This is a genomic window from Pseudomonas sp. GV071 (genome assembly GCF_003050835.1).
Classification (GTDB): domain Bacteria; phylum Pseudomonadota; class Gammaproteobacteria; order Pseudomonadales; family Pseudomonadaceae; genus Aquipseudomonas.
The window spans coordinates 230,795-248,282 of record NZ_QAOJ01000001.1; the positions used below are offsets into that span (position 1 = coordinate 230,795).

A 17,488-nucleotide genomic window follows, 5' to 3' on the forward strand; every position below is an offset into this window, starting at 1 on the left:
TTTTGGAGGCGTCTATGTCGTCCTTTGCTGAAATGATTGAAAACATCACCCCGGATATCTACGAAAGCCTGAAGTTGGCAGTGGAAATCGGTAAATGGTCCGACGGCCGCAAACTGACCCAGGAGCAGAAAGAGCTGAGCCTGCAGGCAGTGATCGCCTGGGAGCTGCAGAACCTGCCGGAAGACCAGCGCACCGGTTACATGGAATTGCAGGAGTGCAGCTCCAAGTCCAAGCCCGTGCCGAATATTTTGTTCAAGTCGGACGCTATCCATTGAGTGAATTGGGTCGTGGTGCCTTGAGCAAAATGGCCGCCCGTTTGGGCGCGCCCGTGCAGTACGCCTTTCGTCTGGGCGATGAAGAAGTGCCGGTCAATCCACTGATCGGTCAGACCGTGCGGCTTGAGTACCTGGGTGCGATTCATTGCAGCCACTGCGGGCGCAAAACCAAAACCAGTTTCAGCCAGGGTTATTGCTACCCGTGCATGACCTCGCTGGCGCAGTGCGACACCTGCATGATGAGCCCCGAGCGCTGCCACCACGAGGCCGGCACCTGCCGCGAGCCGGAGTGGGCAGCGCAGTTCTGCATGACGGACCATATCGTCTACCTGGCCAACTCCTCGGGGGTGAAGGTCGGCATTACCCGCGCCACCCAGGTGCCGACCCGCTGGCTCGACCAGGGAGCCAGCCAGGCGCTACCGATCATGCGCGTCAGCACCCGCCAGCAGTCCGGTTTCGTCGAAGACGTGTTGCGCAGCCAGGTAGCGGATAAAACCAACTGGCGTGCACTGCTGAAAAGCCATGCTGCGCCGGTGGATCTCGCCGCTGTGCGCGACGAACTGTTCGCCACCTGCGCCGATGGTCTGTTGGGGTTGCAGCAGCGCTTTGGCTTGCAGGCGATTCAGCCGATCACAGACGTCGAGCCGATTGAAATTACTTATCCGATCGAAGCCTACCCGGCGAAGATCACCAGCTTTAATCTGGATAAAGACCCGGTTGCCGAAGGCACTTTGCTGGGCATCAAGGGCCAGTACCTGATGTTCGATACCGGCGTCATCAATATTCGCAAATACACGGCCTACCAATTGGCCGTGCATTCCTGAACGTGAAGGGAACCCGTCATGCGCACCGAACAACCGAAGATGATTTACCTGAAGGACTACCAGGCGCCGGATTACCTGATTGACGAGACCCATCTGACTTTCGAATTGTTCGAGGACCACACCCTGGTCCACGCGCAGCTGGTGATGCGTCGCAACCCGGCGCACGGCAGCGGTTTGCCGGCGTTGGTGCTGGATGGCCAGGAACTGGAGCTGGTGTCGCTGAGCCTGGACGGCAAGGCCCTGGAGGAGGGTGACTATCAGCTCACCGACAGCCACCTGACCCTGCAACCGGCCGCCGATACCTTCGTGATCGACAGCAGCGTGCGCATCCACCCGGAAAGCAACACTGCGCTGGAAGGCTTGTACAAGTCTGGCAGCATGTTCTGCACCCAGTGCGAGGCCGAGGGTTTCCGCAAGATCACCTACTACCTCGACCGCCCGGACGTGATGAGCAAGTTCACCACCACCCTCAGCGCCGAGCAGCACAAGTACCCGGTGCTTCTGTCCAACGGCAACCCGATTGCCAGCGGCCCGGAAGACGGCGGTCGTCATTGGGCGACCTGGGAAGACCCGTTCATGAAACCGGCCTACCTGTTTGCCCTGGTAGCCGGTGACCTGTGGGCCATCGAAGACACCTTCGACACCATGAGCAAGCGCGAAGTGGCGCTGCGTATTTATGTCGAGCCGGAAAACATCGACAAATGCCAGCACGCCATGGACAGCCTGAAAAAATCCATGCGCTGGGATGAAGAGGTGTACGGCCGCGAATACGATCTGGATATTTTCATGATCGTCGCCGTCAACGACTTCAACATGGGCGCCATGGAAAACAAGGGCCTGAACATCTTCAACTCCAGCTGCGTACTGGCCAAGGCCGACACCGCCACCGACGCTGCGCACCAGCGCGTTGAAGGGGTGGTAGCGCACGAGTACTTCCACAACTGGTCGGGCAACCGCGTGACCTGCCGCGACTGGTTCCAGCTGTCGCTCAAAGAAGGTTTCACCGTGTACCGCGACGCCGAGTTCTCGGCGGACATGAATTCGCGCACAGTCAAACGCATCGAAGACGTGGCCTACCTGCGCACCCACCAGTTCGCCGAAGACGCCGGCCCCATGGCTCACGCCGTGCGCCCGGACAGCTTTATCGAGATCTCCAACTTCTACACCCTGACCGTGTACGAAAAAGGCTCGGAAGTGGTGCGTATGCTCCACACCCTGTTGGGCGGCGAAGGCTTCCGCAAAGGCAGCGACCTGTACTTCGAGCGCCACGACGGCCAGGCCGTGACCTGCGATGACTTCATCAAGGCCATGGAAGATGCCAACGGCGCCGACTTCACCCAGTTCAAACGCTGGTACAGCCAGGCCGGCACGCCGCGCCTGCAAGTGAGCGAGGCGTATGACGCTGCCGCGAAAACCTACACGCTGACGTTCCGTCAGAGCTGCCCGCCGACCCCGGGGCAGACCGAGAAGCTGCCATTCGTGATTCCGGTGGAGCTGGGCTTGCTCGGCGCCAAAGGCCAGGCATTGACCCTGAAGCTGGCGGGTGAGGGCGCTGCTCGCGGTGAGTCCACTGTGATTGCGGTCACCGAAGCCGAGCAGAGCTTCACCTTCGTCGAGGTGGCCGAGCAGCCACTGCCGTCGTTGCTGCGTGGCCTGTCGGCGCCGGTGAAGCTGAGCTTCCCCTACAACCGCGACCAACTGATGTTTTTGATGCAGCACGACGCTGACGGCTTCAACCGGTGGGAAGCCGGCCAGCAATTGTCGGTACAGGTGCTGCAAGAGCTGATTGGCCACTACCAGCGCGGCGAAACGCTGGTGCTGGACAAGCGTCTGGTCAGCGCCTTCGAAACCTTGCTGACTGATGACAGCCTGGATCAGGCCATGGTCGCGGAAATGCTCTCGCTGCCGAGCGAGGCCTACCTCACCGAAATAAGTGAAGTAGCTGAAGTCGACGCCATCCACGCCGCCCGTGAATTCGTCCGTAAAGAGCTGGCCGACGCCCTGTATGCGCCGCTGTGGCAGCGTTATCAGCAGAACCGCGAGGTGTCTCGTAACAGTGAGTACGTGGCCCAGGCCGAGCATTTCGCCCGCCGCAGCCTGCAGAACATCGCGCTCTCATACTTAATGCTGAGTGGCAAACCGGAAGTACTGGCAGCCTGCCTGGAGCAGTACGACGCCTGTGACAACATGACCGAACGCCTCACCGCGCTGGCCGTGTTGGTCAATTCCGCCTTCGAAACGGAGAAGGCCAAAGCCCTGGCGGCGTTTGCCGAACACTTCAAAGACAACCCGCTAGTCATGGATCAATGGTTTAGCGTGCAGGCGGCGAGCGCTCTACCTGGCGGCCTGGAGCGGGTCAAGGTGCTGATGGAACACCCGGCCTTCACCCTGAAAAACCCCAACAAGGTGCGGGCACTTATCGGTGCTTTCGCCGGTCAGAACCTGGTCAATTTCCACCGCGCCGATGGTTCGGGCTACCACTTCCTGGCGGATCTGGTGATTACCCTGAATGGCTTCAACCCGCAGATCGCTTCGCGGCAATTGGCGCCATTGACCCGCTGGCGCAAGTACGACGCCAGCCGTCAGGCGCTGATGAAGGCCGAGCTAGAGCGGATTCTCGCCTCTGGTGAGCTGTCTTCCGACGTCTACGAAGTGGTCAGCAAGAGCCTGGCGTAACAGTTGGTCCTTACCTCCCCGCAACATCTGGGAAGTGTTACTGGCACCTGGCCGGTAACACTTTTCTGTTACTTACCGAAATAACGCGCCCACTTTTTATTAGAAAACCCTTAATAGGTTGGGGCTTTGCTCTTGACTGTTTTCTGATTGTGCGGCCAGGAAAAAAACTTACAAACACCCCGAGTGACTATGCGCGCCAGATCGTAGGACAAATTGTGCAAATGTTTCCTGAATGATGCGCGAGCTGGTTAATGAATGATCAGTCACGTTGCGGCTGGCAAACCATAAAACGTTGGCGCCATTTAATTGGATTGAAACGCTTGTTTGGCACCATGGTTGCATTGCTCGACTGTAATTGGCCCCGCAATGGTGCAGGTAATGCTCGGGGGTGCGTGCTAGACGCGTTGGAAGGAAATCTTCCGATCAACCAAAAAGACCGCCTGCTCAGCACGAGCCAGCGGCGTTGAATGAGCTCTCTCACTAGAGAGGGCCAATAAGAATAACGATCTGTCCACGGAGTAAAGTCTCGATGGAATTCAAGTCCCGTAGTCCTATGTTGCGTTTCGCACCGTCCAAGGCTGGTTTCGCCTTCGCCGGTCTCCTGCCGTTGCTGGTTGCTGTACAAGCTCAAGCGGTGGAATTCAGCTTTGCCGACGACGAAGTCACCGGTTCCATCGACACCACCGTGTCCTACGGCCAACTGTGGCGTGTACAGGGTCGTGACAAGAACAACGACGACATCAATACCAACGACGGCAACCGCAACTTCGACACCGGTCTGGTTTCCGAGGTGTACAAGATCACTTCCGACCTGGAAGCGACCTACAAGAACTACGGTCTGTTCGTGCGCGGTACCGCTTTCTATGACACTCAGATCATGGACAAGCGCACCGACTACGGCGACAACAACAGCCCGTCTCAGCCAAGCCAGAACTACCCGAACAACGACAGCCTGACTTACGACGCTCGCCACAAGGCTGGTCGTGATGCTCAGATTCTCGATGCCTACGTTTATGGCAACTGGGACGTAGCCGATATGCCGGTTACCGCCCGTCTGGGTAACCAGGTGTTCAACTGGGGTGAAGGCCTGTTCTACCGTGGTGGCGTCAACACCACCAACCCGGTCGACGCTGCGAAATTCCGTCTGCCAGGTTCTGAATTGAAAGAAGTGTTGGTGCCGGTCGAGGCGCTGAGCTTCAACTTGGGCCTGACCGACAACCTGTCGATGGAAACCTTCTACCAGTTCAACTGGAAAGAGTCGGCCATCGACCCGGCTGGTACTTACTTCTCCGAGACCGACCTGTTTGCTGAAGGTGGTAATACTGCCTACTCCACCCAGCCAAAACTGCAACCGCTTGCTGCGCTGTACTCCGGCCTGAGTCGTCTGGGCACTGGTGGCCTGAATGGCGGTCGGACAATCGACAGCAACGGCAATATCCAGGTTGCGAAAATTGGGTCTGATATCAACGCGAAGAACGACGGTCAGTACGGCGTTAACTTCAAATACATCGCTGAAGAATTGAACTCCACCGAGTTCGGAGCTTACTTCGTTAACTATCACTCTAAAGAGCCGACCATCGCGGCCAACCTGGGTGATTACGACGGTATTACTAGCTTGACTACTCTCGCCGGCGCCGCCTGTGTGGCTCAAGGGCTGGCTGGGGCGTGTGCGAACCCTGCTGTGCTGGCGAACTTCGCTACCGCCGCCGGTGGCTTGGCGACTCTCGATGTGGCCAACCAAGTCAACGCCCAGCGTGAGTATTCCGAAGACATCCGTATGTACGGTTTCAGCTTCAACACCACCCTTGGCAACGCCTCGGTGTTTGGTGAGCTGGCCTACCGTCCGAACCTTCCAATCGGCATCGCAACCACCAACGACCTGTTGGGTGATCTGCTGCTGCAAGCGCCGGCATTGGCAACTCGTCAGACCGTCAACATTGGCGGCCAGGCCGTTCACCTGGGCGACGAAATCCACAACGTGACGCGTGTCGAGGCGTACAACACCTCCCTGGGTACCATTTACAACTTCGGTCCAGTTGCTGGTTTCGACTCGCTGTTCGGTGTTGCCGAACTGGCGTCCGAGCACCTGCGTGGCGACGATCTGAAGTACACCGCCTATGACGGCACCACCCGTTACTACTCCGGCCGCGGCAACAACTCTTACGTGAGTGGCGGCGACCGTGACGACCAGGTCAACAAGAACGCCTACGGCTACACCCTGGTGCTCTCGGGTACCTGGAACGACGTATACGCTGGCGTGAACGTTTCCCCGTACGTGGTCTACAAGGACGACTTCGAGGGTAACTCCTATCAGACCGGTAACTTCATCGAAGGTCGTAAGGCTTACACCCTGGGCGTCAAAGCCAGCTACCTGAACAGCCTGGAAGGCGAACTGGCCTACACCGAGTTCTACGGTGCCGGCGAGAACAACTCCAGCCGTGACCGCGACAACATCGGCGTCAACGTTAAGTACTCGTTCTAACACCCCTCTATAAAAGAAGCCGGGCGCCTACGGGCGCTCGGACGATGATTGACCACGGAGAACTATGATGCTGAAAAAGCACACGCTGATTAGCGCCGCGATCGCTCTGGCGTTGACCGCCGGTAGCGCGCTGGCAGCCGTTTCGCCTTCCGAAGCGGCCAAGCTGGGTACCACTCTGACGCCGTTCGGTGCTGAAAAAGCCGGTAACGCCGCCAATACCATTCCGGCTTGGACCGGTGGTATCACCAAGGCCCCGGCCGAGTATAAAACCCCTGGCCAGCACCACGTCGATCCGTTCCCGGGCGACAAGCCGCTGTTCACCATCACCAAAGCCAACCTGGACCAGTACAAGGCCAACCTGACCCCGGGTCAGATCGCCCTGTTCAACGCCTACCCGGCGGACTACCAGTTGCCGGTGTACCAGACCCGTCGCTCCGGCTCCGCGCCGCAGTGGGTGTATGACAACACCGTGAAGAACGCCACCACCGCCAAACTGCTGGACGGCGGCAACGGCTTCGCTGACGCCTACGGCGGCGTGCCATTCCCGATCCCGCAAAACGGCGTGGAAGCGGTTTGGAACCACATTGCTCGCTACCGGGGTACCTACATCGTGCGTCGCGCTTCGGAAGTAGCTGTACAGCGCAATGGCGACTACACCCTGGTGACCTCGCAGCAAGAAGCGATGTTCCGCTTCTACGACCCGAAAAGTAACTACTCGAACCTGAACAACATCCTGTTCTACTACCTGTCCTTCACCAAGAGCCCAGCCCGTCTGGCCGGCGGTGCAGTACTGGTACACGAGACCCTGGATCAGGTTAAAGAGCCGCGTCAGGCCTGGGGCTACAACGCCGGTCAGCGTCGCGTCCGTCGCGCGCCGAACCTGGCTTACGACACCCCGATCGCTGCCGCTGATGGCCTGCGCACTGCAGACGACACCGACATGTTCAACGGCTCGCCAGATCGTTATGACTGGAAGCTGGTCGGCAAGAAAGAGATCTACATTCCGTACAACAACTACAAGGTCAGCAGCCCCGACGTGAAATACGCCGACCTGCTGAAAGTGGGTCACCTGAACCCGGCCTACACCCGCTACGAACTGCACCGTGTGTGGGTTGTAGAAGGCACCTTGAAAGCCGGCGCTCGTCACATCTACTCCAAGCGTGTGCTGTTCCTCGACGAGGACAGCTGGCAAGCAGCAGAAGTTGACCAGTACGACGGCCGTGGCGAACTGTGGCGCGTGTCCCTGGCGTACCTGAAAAACTTCTACGAGCTGCCGACCACCTGGTCTGCACTGGACGTGTTCCACGACCTGCAAGCCCGTCGTTACCACGTACAGAACCTGGACAACGAAGAGCCGACCACCATCGACTTCAGCCAGCCGATTCCAGACGATGGCTACTTCAAGCCAGCCGCTCTGCGTCGTCGCGGTACTCGTTGATGGGTTGAACTGTTGGGCTTCGCCTGCGGCTCAACCCAACCTACGCGTCCTGGGGTAGGTTGGGTTGAGCGAAGCGAAGCCCAACACGGGCCGGCCCAACGCAATCGACAAACATACGCTGCGGTCGAGGTTGACCATAGGCAACACAACGCCAGTTGTGTAGTGTTCGGCAAAGGCCGCTACAGTCGTAGCGGCCTTTGTGCATCAGGAGTATCTATTCCGGTGCATCAGAGGTGCCTATAACGTGTCAATCACGCGGGTTTGCCTTAACAAAACATAACGTCACGTTGATTGTCAGACCTTTCGAAAGCTGGATAGGATAGGCGGCCTGCTAAAAGGCTGATATCCCATAACAATAAAGGGGAAAGGTGTATGAGTGAGCCCGTCATGCGGCGCACCCAGTCTGGTGAAGCTACGAAGTTCCGCACACCAGCGTTCCGCTTCCACTCGCCGCTGGCTAACGTGCTTTCGCTGTGTAGTGTGTTGTCCGTTCTGAGTTTCGTGGCACCGCTTCAGGTGCAAGCGGCGACCGATGCGTCGGCCACCGTTTACTCGATCGAATCCGCCAAGGCTGCAGACTCTCTGTTGCTCGACATCGACAACGCCGGCAAGCGCCTGGTGGCTGTAGGTGATCGTGGCCACATTCTGTATTCCGACGACGAAGGCAAATCCTGGACCCAGGCCAAAGTGCCGACCCGGATGATGCTCACGGCGGTGGCCTTCGGTGACGACAAGCACGGCTGGGCGGTTGGTCACGATGCACTGATCCTCGCCACTGAAGATGGTGGCAGCACCTGGACTCAACAGTTCAGTGACCAGGAGCGGGAGGAGGGCGCGCCTTTCCTCGACGTCTGGTTCAAAGATGATTCCACCGGTTTTGCCGTAGGTGCTTATGGTGCGCTGTTCGCCACCACCGATGGCGGCAAGAACTGGGAAGATGCCGGTGACCGTCTCGACAACCCCGACGGCTACCACCTCAATGCCATTACCGAAGTGAAAGGCTCCGGCCTTTTCGTGGTCGGTGAAATGGGCAGCATGTTCAGAAGCTCGGACGATGGCGAAACCTGGGAAACCATCAAGGGCCCTTACGAGGGTTCGTTGTTCGGCGTCCTCGGCACCAACCAGCCGGGCACCGTTCTGGCCTACGGCCTGCGCGGCAACCTGTTCCGCTCTACCGATTTCGGTACCACCTGGACCGCCATCAAAGTCAAGTCGCCACGCGGCAAACTCGACTTCGGTCTGTCCGGTGGCGCACTGCTCAAAGATGGCTCGATTGTCATCGTCGGGCACGGCGGCAGCGTACTGAAAAGCACCGATAACGGCCTGACCTTCAGCCTGATCAACCGTCCCGATCGCCTGTCCTTGTCCGGCGTTGCGGGTGACGACAAAGGTGATCTGGTCCTGGTCGGCCAAGGTGGCGTCCATGTCACTTCGCCTTCCGGCGAAGACGCTAGCCCAAAACAATAAGCCGTGGCTTTGAGGTATGAGTACGATGAGTAACCATCATCAGGATAAGGGCTCCCTTCTCGAGCGCCTGATCTTCAACAACCGGCCGACAGTGATCCTCATCTGCCTGCTGGTCAGCGTGTTCCTGTTCTACCAAGCGTTGCAGGTGCGTCCGTCCACCAGCTTCGAAAAGATGATTCCGCTGCAGCATCCGTTCATTCAGAAGATGCTCGAGCACCGTAATGATCTGGCCAACCTGGGCAACACCGTGCGTATCTCGGTGGAAGCCAAAGATGGCGATATCTTCAGCAAGGAATACATGGAAACCCTGCGTCAGGTGAACGACGAGGTGTTCTACATTCCAGGCGTCGACCGTTCCGGTCTGAAGTCGCTGTGGAGCCCGAGCGTTCGCTGGACCGAAGTGACCGAAGAAGGTTTTGCCGGCGGTGAAGTAATCCCGCAGACCTACGACGGCTCGCCCGACAGTCTCGACGAACTGCGCAACAACGTGCTCAAGTCGGGCCAGATCGGCCGACTGGTCGCCAACAACTTCAAGTCGAGCATCGTCGACGTGCCGTTGCTGGAGTCCTACCCGGACCCGCAAGACCAAGGCACCTTGCTGAAACTCGACTACCGCCAGTTCTCCCATGAACTGGAAGAGAAGATCCGCGACAAGTACGAAGCACAGAACCCCAATGTGGAAATTCACATTGTCGGCTTTGCCAAGAAGGTCGGTGACCTGATCGATGGTCTGGTAATGGTGGTAGCGTTCTTTGCCATCGCATTCCTGATCACCCTGGTGCTGCTGATGTGGTTCACCCGCTGCATCCGCTCCACCGTTGCCGTGCTGTTCACCACCCTGGTGGCGGTGGTCTGGCAACTGGGCCTGATGCACACCGTGGGCTTTGGCTTGGACCCGTACTCGATGCTGGTGCCATTCCTGATCTTCGCCATCGGTATTTCCCACGGCGTACAGAAAATCAACGGTATCGCCCTGCAATCGAGTGAAGCGGACAGCTCGCTGACCGCCGCGCGCCTGACCTTCCGCCAACTGTTCCTGCCGGGCGCCATCGCGATTCTGGCCGACGCCGTGGGCTTTATCACCCTGTTGATCATCGACATCGGCGTGATCCGCGAGCTGGCCATCGGTGCTTCGATTGGTGTGGGCGTGATCGTCTTCACCAACCTGATCCTGCTGCCAGTTGCCATCTCCTATGTCGGCATCAGCAAGAAGGCCATCGAGCGCAGCAAGAAAGACGCCGTGCGTGAACACCCGTTCTGGCGCCTGCTGTCGAACTTCGCTCACCCGGTGGTGGCACCGATCTCGGTGGTCATTGCCCTGGCAGCCTTCGGTGGCGGCCTGTGGTACGGCCACGGGCTGAAAATCGGTGACCTCGATCAGGGTGCACCGGAGCTGCGTCCGGACTCGCGCTACAACCAGGACAACGCCTTTATCATCAACAACTACTCGACCAGTTCGGATGTGTTGGTGGTAATGGTCAAGAGCAAACCGGAAGGCTGCTCGATCCATGAAACCATGCAGCCGATCGACGAGCTGATGTGGACCATGAGCAACACCGAGGGCGTGCAATCGGCCATTTCCCTGGTCACTGTGTCCAAGCAGATGATCAAGGGCATGAACGAGGGCAACCTGAAGTGGGAAACCCTGTCGCGCAACAAAGACGTGCTGAACAACTCCATCGCCCGTGCCGATGGCCTGTTCAACAACGACTGCTCGCTGGCCCCGGTGCTGGTGTTCCTCAACGACCACAAAGCCGAGACCCTGGATCGCGCGGTCAATGCCGTGAAAGCCTTCGCCAAGGATCACGACACCGAGGACCTGCAGTTCCTGCTCGCCGCCGGTAACGCCGGTATCGAAGCTGCGACCAACGAAGTGATCAAGGAAACCGAGTTCACCATCCTGATCTTGGTGTACATCTGCGTCGCCGCCATGTGCATGATCACCTTCCGCTCGATTGCTGCGACCCTGTGTATCGTGCTGCCGCTGATCCTCACCTCGGTGTTGGGTAACGCGCTGATGACCTTCCTGGGCATCGGCGTGAAGGTGGCAACCCTGCCAGTGATCGCGCTGGGTGTAGGTATCGGGGTCGACTACGGCATCTACATCTACAGCCGTCTGGAAAGCTTCCTGCGTGCCGGCATGCCGCTGCAAGAGGCCTACTACCAGACCCTGAAGTCCACCGGTAAAGCGGTACTGTTCACCGGTCTGTGCCTGGCCATCGGCGTGTGCACCTGGATCTTCTCGGCGATCAAGTTCCAGGCCGACATGGGGCTGATGCTGACCTTCATGCTCCTCTGGAACATGTTTGGCGCCCTGTGGCTGCTGCCAGCACTGGCGCGCTTCCTGATCAAACCGGAGAAGTTGGCCGGCAAGGTCGGTGGTTCGCTGCTCGCGCACTAAGCCGCAACCGCAACAAAAAAACCGCAGCCAAGAGCTGCGGTTTTTTTTGCTTCTCAATCTGTATAGGTCGCGCTTTTGATCTCCTACAAGGATCTCCGTGTTTATTTGTGAGCGGCGAACCAATCATCAATCATGCTGCGCAAACGCTCCCCGGAAAAACTGTCGAAATGCCCGCCATGCACGGTGCGCACGGGCAACCGGCGCAGGCGTTCCAGGCTAGCGGCGTAGTGCTCGAGGTTGGAGTGGTAGGCGTCTTCGATCAGCGGGCCGTCATAGATGATGTCACCGCTGAACAGGGTTTCGGTGTTGGCTTCCCACAAGCTGATGCCACCGGGTGAATGGCCGGGCGTGTGCAGCACCTGTAGCACGCGGTTGCCCAGATCCAGCACGTCGCCGTCTTCGACAAAACCGGTGGCCGGCGCAGCTTTCACCTGGTATTCGGCGTAGCACAGCGGGCAGTCGGGGTGGGCCTCGAACATGTCGTCGCCCACGAAGGCGGTGCTCAGGGTATTGGCGCCATCGGGGTGGGCGAGGATGTCTGCTTCGGCCGGGTGCACCAGGCGTTCGCTGAATTCGTGGTGGCCGGCGATATGGTCGAAGTGGCAATGGCTGGCCACCGCCAGCAAGGGTTTCTCGGTGAGCCAAGGCAGCTGTTCACGCAGACTGACCAGGCCGGAACCACTGTCCAGCAGCAGGTCTTTGTCGCGACCCTGGATATGCCACAGGTTGCAGCGGTAGAAGGGGCGGATATAGGGCTCGTGGATCAGGCTGATGCCGTCGTAGCAGTGCCGTACCTCGAACCATTTGTCACGGCTGACGATTTTCATGGGGTGTCTCGGTTGTTCTCACTATTCTGGATCCCAGCCTTCGCTGGGATGACGGCGATCTTTGCAAAAAAATCTGTCATCCCAGCGTAGGCTGGGATCCAGAATTTATGGAGCAAACGGCGGCGCTTGAACGATCTCGATCACCAGTGGCCGATCGCTCGGCGCACTCTCTAACAGCTCGGCCAAATGCGGCATATCGCGGGCCCGTTCCGCCACGCAACCAAACCCACGGGCAATGGCAATAAAGTCCGGGGTATAGATATCCACTCCAATCGGGGTGATATCCCGGCGCTGCATATAACCCTTGATCTCACCGTAGCCGAAGTTGTTCCACAGCAGCAGCACGATGCCGACCTTGGCTTCGACTGCGCTGGCCAGTTCCGGCAGGGAAAATTGCAGGCCGCCATCGCCGATCAGGCAAATCACCGGAGTTTCTGGCTCTGCCAGTTTGGCGCCGATGGCGGCGGGCAGGGCGTAGCCGAGGGTGCCGTAGCCGGTGGAAGAGTTGAACCAGCGGCGCGGCCCGTCGAGGTCCACCAGGTGGTTGCCGCTGTATACGGTCTGCGTCGAATCGCCGACAAACCGCGCCTGCGGGTGAACCCGCAGCAGGGTGGCGAACAGCGCGCGGTAGTGCGCCCAGCCGCTGAAGTCTTCGGCCAGTTGTCCGCGCACATCACCGGCGCGTTGGGCGCCGGGGCTGCTGGCGTCGCTGGCGCGCGCCGGCAGCTCGGCCAGCAGTGCGCTCATTGCCTGCTTGGCGTCGCTGTGAATCGCCAGGGTCGGGGCGTGGTTGCGCACCAGTTGCTGCGGGTCGATATCGATGCGAATCAGCTCGCCATTGAGGGCAAAACCGCCGTTGAACACCACGTCGTAATCGGTTTCGCCGAGCTCGGTGCCGATGGCCAGAATCACGTCGGCAGCCGCCGCCAGTTCACGTACCGGAATCAGTGACTGGTTGCTGCCAAGCAGCAGCGGATGGTCGGCGGGCAGCAGGCCTTTGGCGTTGATGGTCAGCGCTGTCGGCGCATCGAGGGCGTTGGCCAGGGCGGCGATTTCTTCGGCGGCGTCCAGGCAACCGCCGCCGATCAGCAGCAGTGGCTGTTGCGCTGCGCTCAGCTTGGAGGCGGCTTCGCGAATCAGCGCCAAGGCCGGAGCAGGGCGGCTCAGCCTGGCGCGCGGTAACACGCGCATGTGCGCGGCGTTGGCGGTGATGATGTCCAGCGGCAGCTCGATATGCACCGGGCGCGGGCGCTCGCTGTCGAACACGGCAAAGGCCCGGGCCAGCACCTCAGGCAATTGTTCAACGCTGAGCACGGTGTGGCTGAAGGCGGTAACCCCAGCCGTGAGACCGCGTTGGTCCGGCAGTTCGTGCAGGTAGCCGTTGCCGCTACCCAGGCGCGAGCGCTCGTTTACGCTGGAAATCACCAGCATCGGAATCGAATCGGCGTACGCCTGGGCCATGGCGGTGAGGATGTTGGTCATCCCAGGACCGGTGATGATGAAACACACCCCCGGTTTGCCGGTCACCCGCGCATACCCATCCGCCATAAAGCCGGCGCCCTGTTCATGGCGCGGAGTGATATGGCGGATGCCGCTCTGCGGCAAACCGCGATACAGCTCCACGGTATGCACGCCAGGAATGCCGAACACGGTGTCGACGCCCCAGGCCTCGAGTTGCTTAACCAGAAATTCGCCGCAGGTGGTCATGGGCCTTCCTTAATTTTTATAGGTGGGGTCGAGCCGGTCGAGTTTGCGCAGCCAGGCATCCCACAACAGCGGCCGCTGCCATTCGCAGCCCTGGAACTGCTCGCACGCATGCTGGGCCAGCTTGCCGGGAATCTCGCTGACGCCATCGAGCACGGCAGCCGTCAGTTGAATCTCACAGGCCTTGTTCAGGTAGTACATGACGTAGAAGGCATCGGCGACGCTGGTGCCGACGCTGAGCAAACCGTGGTGACGGAGGATCATCGCGATGTTGTCGCCCAGCGAGGCAATCAGGCGCTCGCGCTCACCGAGATCGAGGGCAATACCTTCGTACGCGTGGTAACCGACGCGGCGGTAGAACTCGGCGCTGATCTGGTTGAGCTGCGCCAGGCCCTGATCGCTGGCCGCCACTGCCATGCCTGGCAGGGTGTGGGTGTGGATCACGCAATGGGCGTCGTCGCGGGCCATGTGCACGGCGCTGTGAATGGTGAAGCCGGCAACGTTGTAGTCGGCGTTGCCGTCCAGCACGTGGCCATGCATGTCCACCACCAGCAGGTCGCTGGCGCGCACTTCTTCGAACAACAGGCCGAACGGGTTGATCAGAAAGCGCGGCTCGGGCCCTGGCAGGCGCGCGGAAAAATGCGTGTACAGCGTGTCGTCCCAGCCAAACAGCGCGGCCAAACGATAGGCCGCGGCAAGGTCACGACGCAGGGTGGCTTCGGTGGGCCTGAGTGCAGTGGACATAGGCGCGCTCAATGGCTGATCTGCGACAGAAAGGCTTGCAGGCGAGGGTGCTTGGGCTGCTCGAAGAACTCGGTGGGCGGTGCGGTTTCGACAATCTGCCCGGCGTCCATAAACACCACGCGGTCGGCCACCTTGCGGGCAAAACCCATCTCGTGGGTGACGCACAGCATGGTCATGCCTTCCAGCGCCAGTTCGGTCATCACCTCCAGCACTTCGCCGACCATTTCCGGGTCGAGCGCCGAGGTCGGCTCATCGAACAGCATCACCTTCGGGTTCATGCACAGCGCCCGGGCAATCGCCACGCGCTGCTGTTGGCCGCCGGACAGCTGGCCGGGTTTCTTCTGCGCCTGGCTGCCGATATGCACACGGTTTAGGTAGCGCAGCGCCTGCTCTTCGGCTTGGGCGCGCGACACGCCACGGACCTTCATCGGTGCCAGGGTGCAGTTCTCCAACACCGTCAGGTGCGGAAACAGATTGAAGTTCTGGAACACCATGCCCACTTCGCGGCGCACATTGGCGCTGCCGGCTTTGCTCGCCACGTCCTGGTTTTCCACGGTGATGGTGCCGGTGTCATGGGGTGCCAGGCGGTTGATGCAGCGGATCAGGGTGGACTTGCCCGAGCCCGACGGCCCGCAGATGACGATCTTCTCGCCCTGGCGCACCGACAGGTTGATGCCTTGCAGCACCTGGAAGTCGTCGTAGCGTTTGCCGACGTTGTCCAGGCGGATGATTTCTTCGTTCATGGCGTGCTCCTTAGATGCGACGCATACGGGCAAGGGTGCGTTGCACCAGGCCGACGTTCTTTGCCGCCGGGCTCACGTGGTCCCAAGACAGGCGTCGTTCCAGGCGGCTCTGCAGCCAGGTCAGGGTGTAAACCATCACTAGGTAGTAGACCAAGGCCACCGCGTAGTACTCGGAGAACTGGAAGGTGGTGGATACCGTCTGCGAGGTCACGGCCATCAGTTCCTGCAGGGAAATCACCGAGGCCAGCGAGGTGATTTTCAGCAGGGTGATGAACTCGTTGGCGGTCGGCGGAATGGCAATGCGCGCCGCTTGCGGCAGGGTGACGTAACGGAAGATCTGCCAGCCCGACAGGCCCAGGGCGTGGCCGGCGGCGTGCTGGCCTTTATCCAGGGCCTTGAGCGCGGCGCGGTTGATCTCCACCTGGTAGGCCATTTCATTCAGGCTCAGGGCGATCCAGGCGGCGAAAAAGGGCGTGAACCAGCTCTCACGAAAAATCGGAAAGAACTGCGGCAGAGCGTTCCACACGAACAGCAATTGCAACAGCGTCGGCGCGCCGCGGAACACGCTGAGGATGGCGCGCAAGATGATGCGCAGCGGATTTGGTGGACCATCCAGGGCCAAAGCGGCGGGAATCGATAGCGCGATGCCCACCGAGTGAGCGAGCAGGGCCAGCAGCAAAGTGATGCAGGCGCCCTTGAAGAAGGGGTAGGAAAACAGCGCGTCCCAGAACACGGCAACGTCGAAATGCATGGGGGTATCCCCTATGGAGCGGTGAGAAAAAGCGCTGGCTTTAGCGGGTCAGCAGCTTGCAACGGTGTTGGCCCCGGCCCTCTCCCCCAGCCCCTCTCCCGCAGGCGGGCGAGGGGCTGGGGAGAGGGGGACGGGCAACGAGGCTCGTCCGGTATTACTCGCCAGCGCCTTCAACGTTGACCGGGTCGAGCTTCCATTTCTCACTGATGGCTTTCAGCGTGCCGTCGGCTTTCAACGCCTTGATCGCCTCTGCCACAGCCTTCTTGTTGGCCGGATCTTTTGGCAGATAGGCGCCAAACACGTCCTTCTCGGGGAAGGTGTAGAGGGTCTTGAACTGCCCTGGGGTTTGCAGTTCGCGGTAGGCCAGTTCGGTGTCCTGCGACAAGCCGGCGGCGGCACGGCCGACCAGTACTTGCTGGGCTACGTCACTGCCTTTGGGGTAGGTCTGGATAGTCGCTTCGGTTTTGCCGGCGGCTTTGAGCTCGGTGTTGAGCTTCTCCATGATCGCCACATAACGGGTACCGGATTGCACGGCCACCACTTTGCCGGACAGGTCTTCCAGCTTGCTCAGGGAAACGTCGCTCTTGCCGCTGCCAAACACGATGGTGGCACTGGCCAGGTACGGCACGGCGTCGAGTTTCTGGGTGCGTTCCGGGGTAATCAATGCACCGCTGATGACCACGTCGCAACGTTTTGAATCCAGGCCCGGCAGCAAGCCGGTGAACTCTGTGACGATAAAACGCGCCGGCACGCCCCAGGTTTTCGCCATGGCGCGGATCAGGTCGGCGTCGAAGCCGCTGGGTTCGCGGTCACCGGTTTTTTCGAAAAATTCCAATGGTGGGAAGGTTGGGTCGGAGCAGACATTGAAGCTGCCACCGCTGACGAAAGAAGGTTTTTCAGCCGCTTGGGTAGCAGGGCTAAGAGCGGCGGCCAGCAGGCCGAGAACAGCGATAAGGCGAGTCGAACGAGTGCGCATCGGTTATTCCTCAAGGGGCTGGGTGCATCTGTTATTGGCAGTTCAAGAATCAAGCCAGCGAGGGCTTGTAGAGCCGTTTGTTGTTATGCAAAACCGGTTACATCGGTGTACGACTTACGATTTATCGCGGCTGAAGCCCCTCCCACAAGGAAATGCGATCCCCTGTGGGAGGGGCTTTAG

The 17,488-nt window shown here is 59.8% G+C and carries 13 protein-coding genes; 7 read left to right on the plus strand and 6 right to left on the minus strand.

Going from position 1 to position 17,488, the window contains the following annotated elements:
* Positions 1 to 14 precede the first annotated feature (14 nt).
* From C8K61_RS00965 to C8K61_RS00995, 7 genes are all read left to right on the plus strand, one after another.
* Positions 15 to 275 (plus strand): YeaC family protein, encoded by a 261-nt coding sequence (locus C8K61_RS00965; RefSeq protein WP_108094283.1) that lies wholly within the window; start codon positions 15 to 17, stop codon positions 273 to 275.
* Positions 272 to 1,099 (plus strand): DUF2797 domain-containing protein, encoded by an 828-nt coding sequence (locus C8K61_RS00970; RefSeq protein WP_108094285.1) that lies wholly within the window; start codon positions 272 to 274, stop codon positions 1,097 to 1,099. The genes C8K61_RS00965 and C8K61_RS00970 overlap by 4 nt, the downstream gene beginning before the upstream one ends.
* An 18-nt stretch (positions 1,100 to 1,117) precedes the next feature.
* Positions 1,118 to 3,775, plus strand: a complete 2,658-nt coding sequence (gene pepN, locus C8K61_RS00975; RefSeq protein WP_108094287.1) for an aminopeptidase N — start codon at positions 1,118 to 1,120, stop codon at positions 3,773 to 3,775.
* Positions 3,776 to 4,304: 529 nt separating this feature from the next.
* Positions 4,305 to 6,257 carry a DUF1302 domain-containing protein gene (locus C8K61_RS00980; RefSeq protein WP_108094289.1) on the plus strand — a complete coding sequence of 651 codons (1,953 nt, stop codon included), beginning with the start codon at positions 4,305 to 4,307 and terminating at the stop codon, positions 6,255 to 6,257.
* Between the two features lie 67 nt (positions 6,258 to 6,324).
* Positions 6,325 to 7,695: a DUF1329 domain-containing protein gene (locus C8K61_RS00985; RefSeq protein ID WP_108094292.1), complete on the plus strand. Its 1,371-nt coding sequence runs from the start codon at positions 6,325 to 6,327 to the stop codon at positions 7,693 to 7,695.
* Between the two features lie 372 nt (positions 7,696 to 8,067).
* Positions 8,068 to 9,162, plus strand: a complete 1,095-nt coding sequence (locus C8K61_RS00990) for a YCF48-related protein (protein WP_256589331.1) — start codon at positions 8,068 to 8,070, stop codon at positions 9,160 to 9,162.
* Positions 9,163 to 9,178: 16 nt separating this feature from the next.
* Entirely contained in the window at positions 9,179 to 11,563 is a 2,385-nt protein-coding gene (locus C8K61_RS00995) for an RND family transporter (protein ID WP_178086403.1), read from the plus strand.
* A gap of 101 nt (positions 11,564 to 11,664) precedes the next feature.
* On the opposite strand, the gene C8K61_RS01000 is transcribed toward C8K61_RS00995, so the two are convergent.
* The 6 genes from C8K61_RS01000 to C8K61_RS01025 form a co-directional block, all read right to left on the minus strand.
* Positions 11,665 to 12,390, minus strand: a complete 726-nt coding sequence (locus C8K61_RS01000) for an MBL fold metallo-hydrolase (protein WP_108094298.1) — start codon at positions 12,388 to 12,390, stop codon at positions 11,665 to 11,667.
* A gap of 105 nt (positions 12,391 to 12,495) precedes the next feature.
* Entirely contained in the window at positions 12,496 to 14,097 is a 1,602-nt protein-coding gene (locus tag C8K61_RS01005) for a 5-guanidino-2-oxopentanoate decarboxylase (protein ID WP_108094300.1), read from the minus strand.
* A gap of 9 nt (positions 14,098 to 14,106) precedes the next feature.
* Positions 14,107 to 14,838: a class II aldolase/adducin family protein gene (locus tag C8K61_RS01010; protein ID WP_108094302.1), complete on the minus strand. Its 732-nt coding sequence runs from the start codon at positions 14,836 to 14,838 to the stop codon at positions 14,107 to 14,109.
* Between the two features lie 8 nt (positions 14,839 to 14,846).
* A complete protein-coding gene (locus tag C8K61_RS01015; protein WP_108094304.1) occupies positions 14,847 to 15,581 on the minus strand; it encodes an amino acid ABC transporter ATP-binding protein in 735 nt (244 codons plus the stop codon).
* Positions 15,582 to 15,591: 10 nt separating this feature from the next.
* The gene (locus C8K61_RS01020) at positions 15,592 to 16,332 is read right to left on the minus strand and encodes an amino acid ABC transporter permease (RefSeq protein WP_108094306.1); all 741 of its coding nucleotides are present in this window, start codon (positions 16,330 to 16,332) and stop codon (positions 15,592 to 15,594) included.
* 154 nt (positions 16,333 to 16,486) lie between these two features.
* A complete protein-coding gene (locus C8K61_RS01025; protein WP_108094308.1) occupies positions 16,487 to 17,308 on the minus strand; it encodes a transporter substrate-binding domain-containing protein in 822 nt (273 codons plus the stop codon).
* Positions 17,309 to 17,488 lie beyond the last annotated feature (180 nt).

What these genes read in the sequence shown, in the direction of transcription:
- C8K61_RS00990 (WP_256589331.1), top strand. Translation starts at nt 8,068, where the DNA reads ATGAGTGAGCCCGTCATGCGGCGCACCCAGTCTGGTGAAGCTACGAAG.
- C8K61_RS01005 (WP_108094300.1), bottom strand. Translation starts at nt 14,097, where the DNA reads ATGACCACCTGCGGCGAATTTCTGGTTAAGCAACTCGAGGCCTGGGGC.
- C8K61_RS00985 (WP_108094292.1), top strand. Translation starts at nt 6,325, where the DNA reads ATGCTGAAAAAGCACACGCTGATTAGCGCCGCGATCGCTCTGGCGTTG.
- C8K61_RS01025 (WP_108094308.1), bottom strand. Translation starts at nt 17,308, where the DNA reads ATGCGCACTCGTTCGACTCGCCTTATCGCTGTTCTCGGCCTGCTGGCC.
- C8K61_RS01015 (WP_108094304.1), bottom strand. Translation starts at nt 15,581, where the DNA reads ATGAACGAAGAAATCATCCGCCTGGACAACGTCGGCAAACGCTACGAC.
- C8K61_RS01020 (WP_108094306.1), bottom strand. Translation starts at nt 16,332, where the DNA reads ATGCATTTCGACGTTGCCGTGTTCTGGGACGCGCTGTTTTCCTACCCC.
- C8K61_RS00965 (WP_108094283.1), top strand. Translation starts at nt 15, where the DNA reads ATGTCGTCCTTTGCTGAAATGATTGAAAACATCACCCCGGATATCTAC.
- C8K61_RS00980 (WP_108094289.1), top strand. Translation starts at nt 4,305, where the DNA reads ATGGAATTCAAGTCCCGTAGTCCTATGTTGCGTTTCGCACCGTCCAAG.
- pepN (WP_108094287.1), top strand. Translation starts at nt 1,118, where the DNA reads ATGCGCACCGAACAACCGAAGATGATTTACCTGAAGGACTACCAGGCG.
- C8K61_RS01000 (WP_108094298.1), bottom strand. Translation starts at nt 12,390, where the DNA reads ATGAAAATCGTCAGCCGTGACAAATGGTTCGAGGTACGGCACTGCTAC.
- C8K61_RS00995 (WP_178086403.1), top strand. Translation starts at nt 9,179, where the DNA reads ATGAGTACGATGAGTAACCATCATCAGGATAAGGGCTCCCTTCTCGAG.
- C8K61_RS01010 (WP_108094302.1), bottom strand. Translation starts at nt 14,838, where the DNA reads ATGTCCACTGCACTCAGGCCCACCGAAGCCACCCTGCGTCGTGACCTT.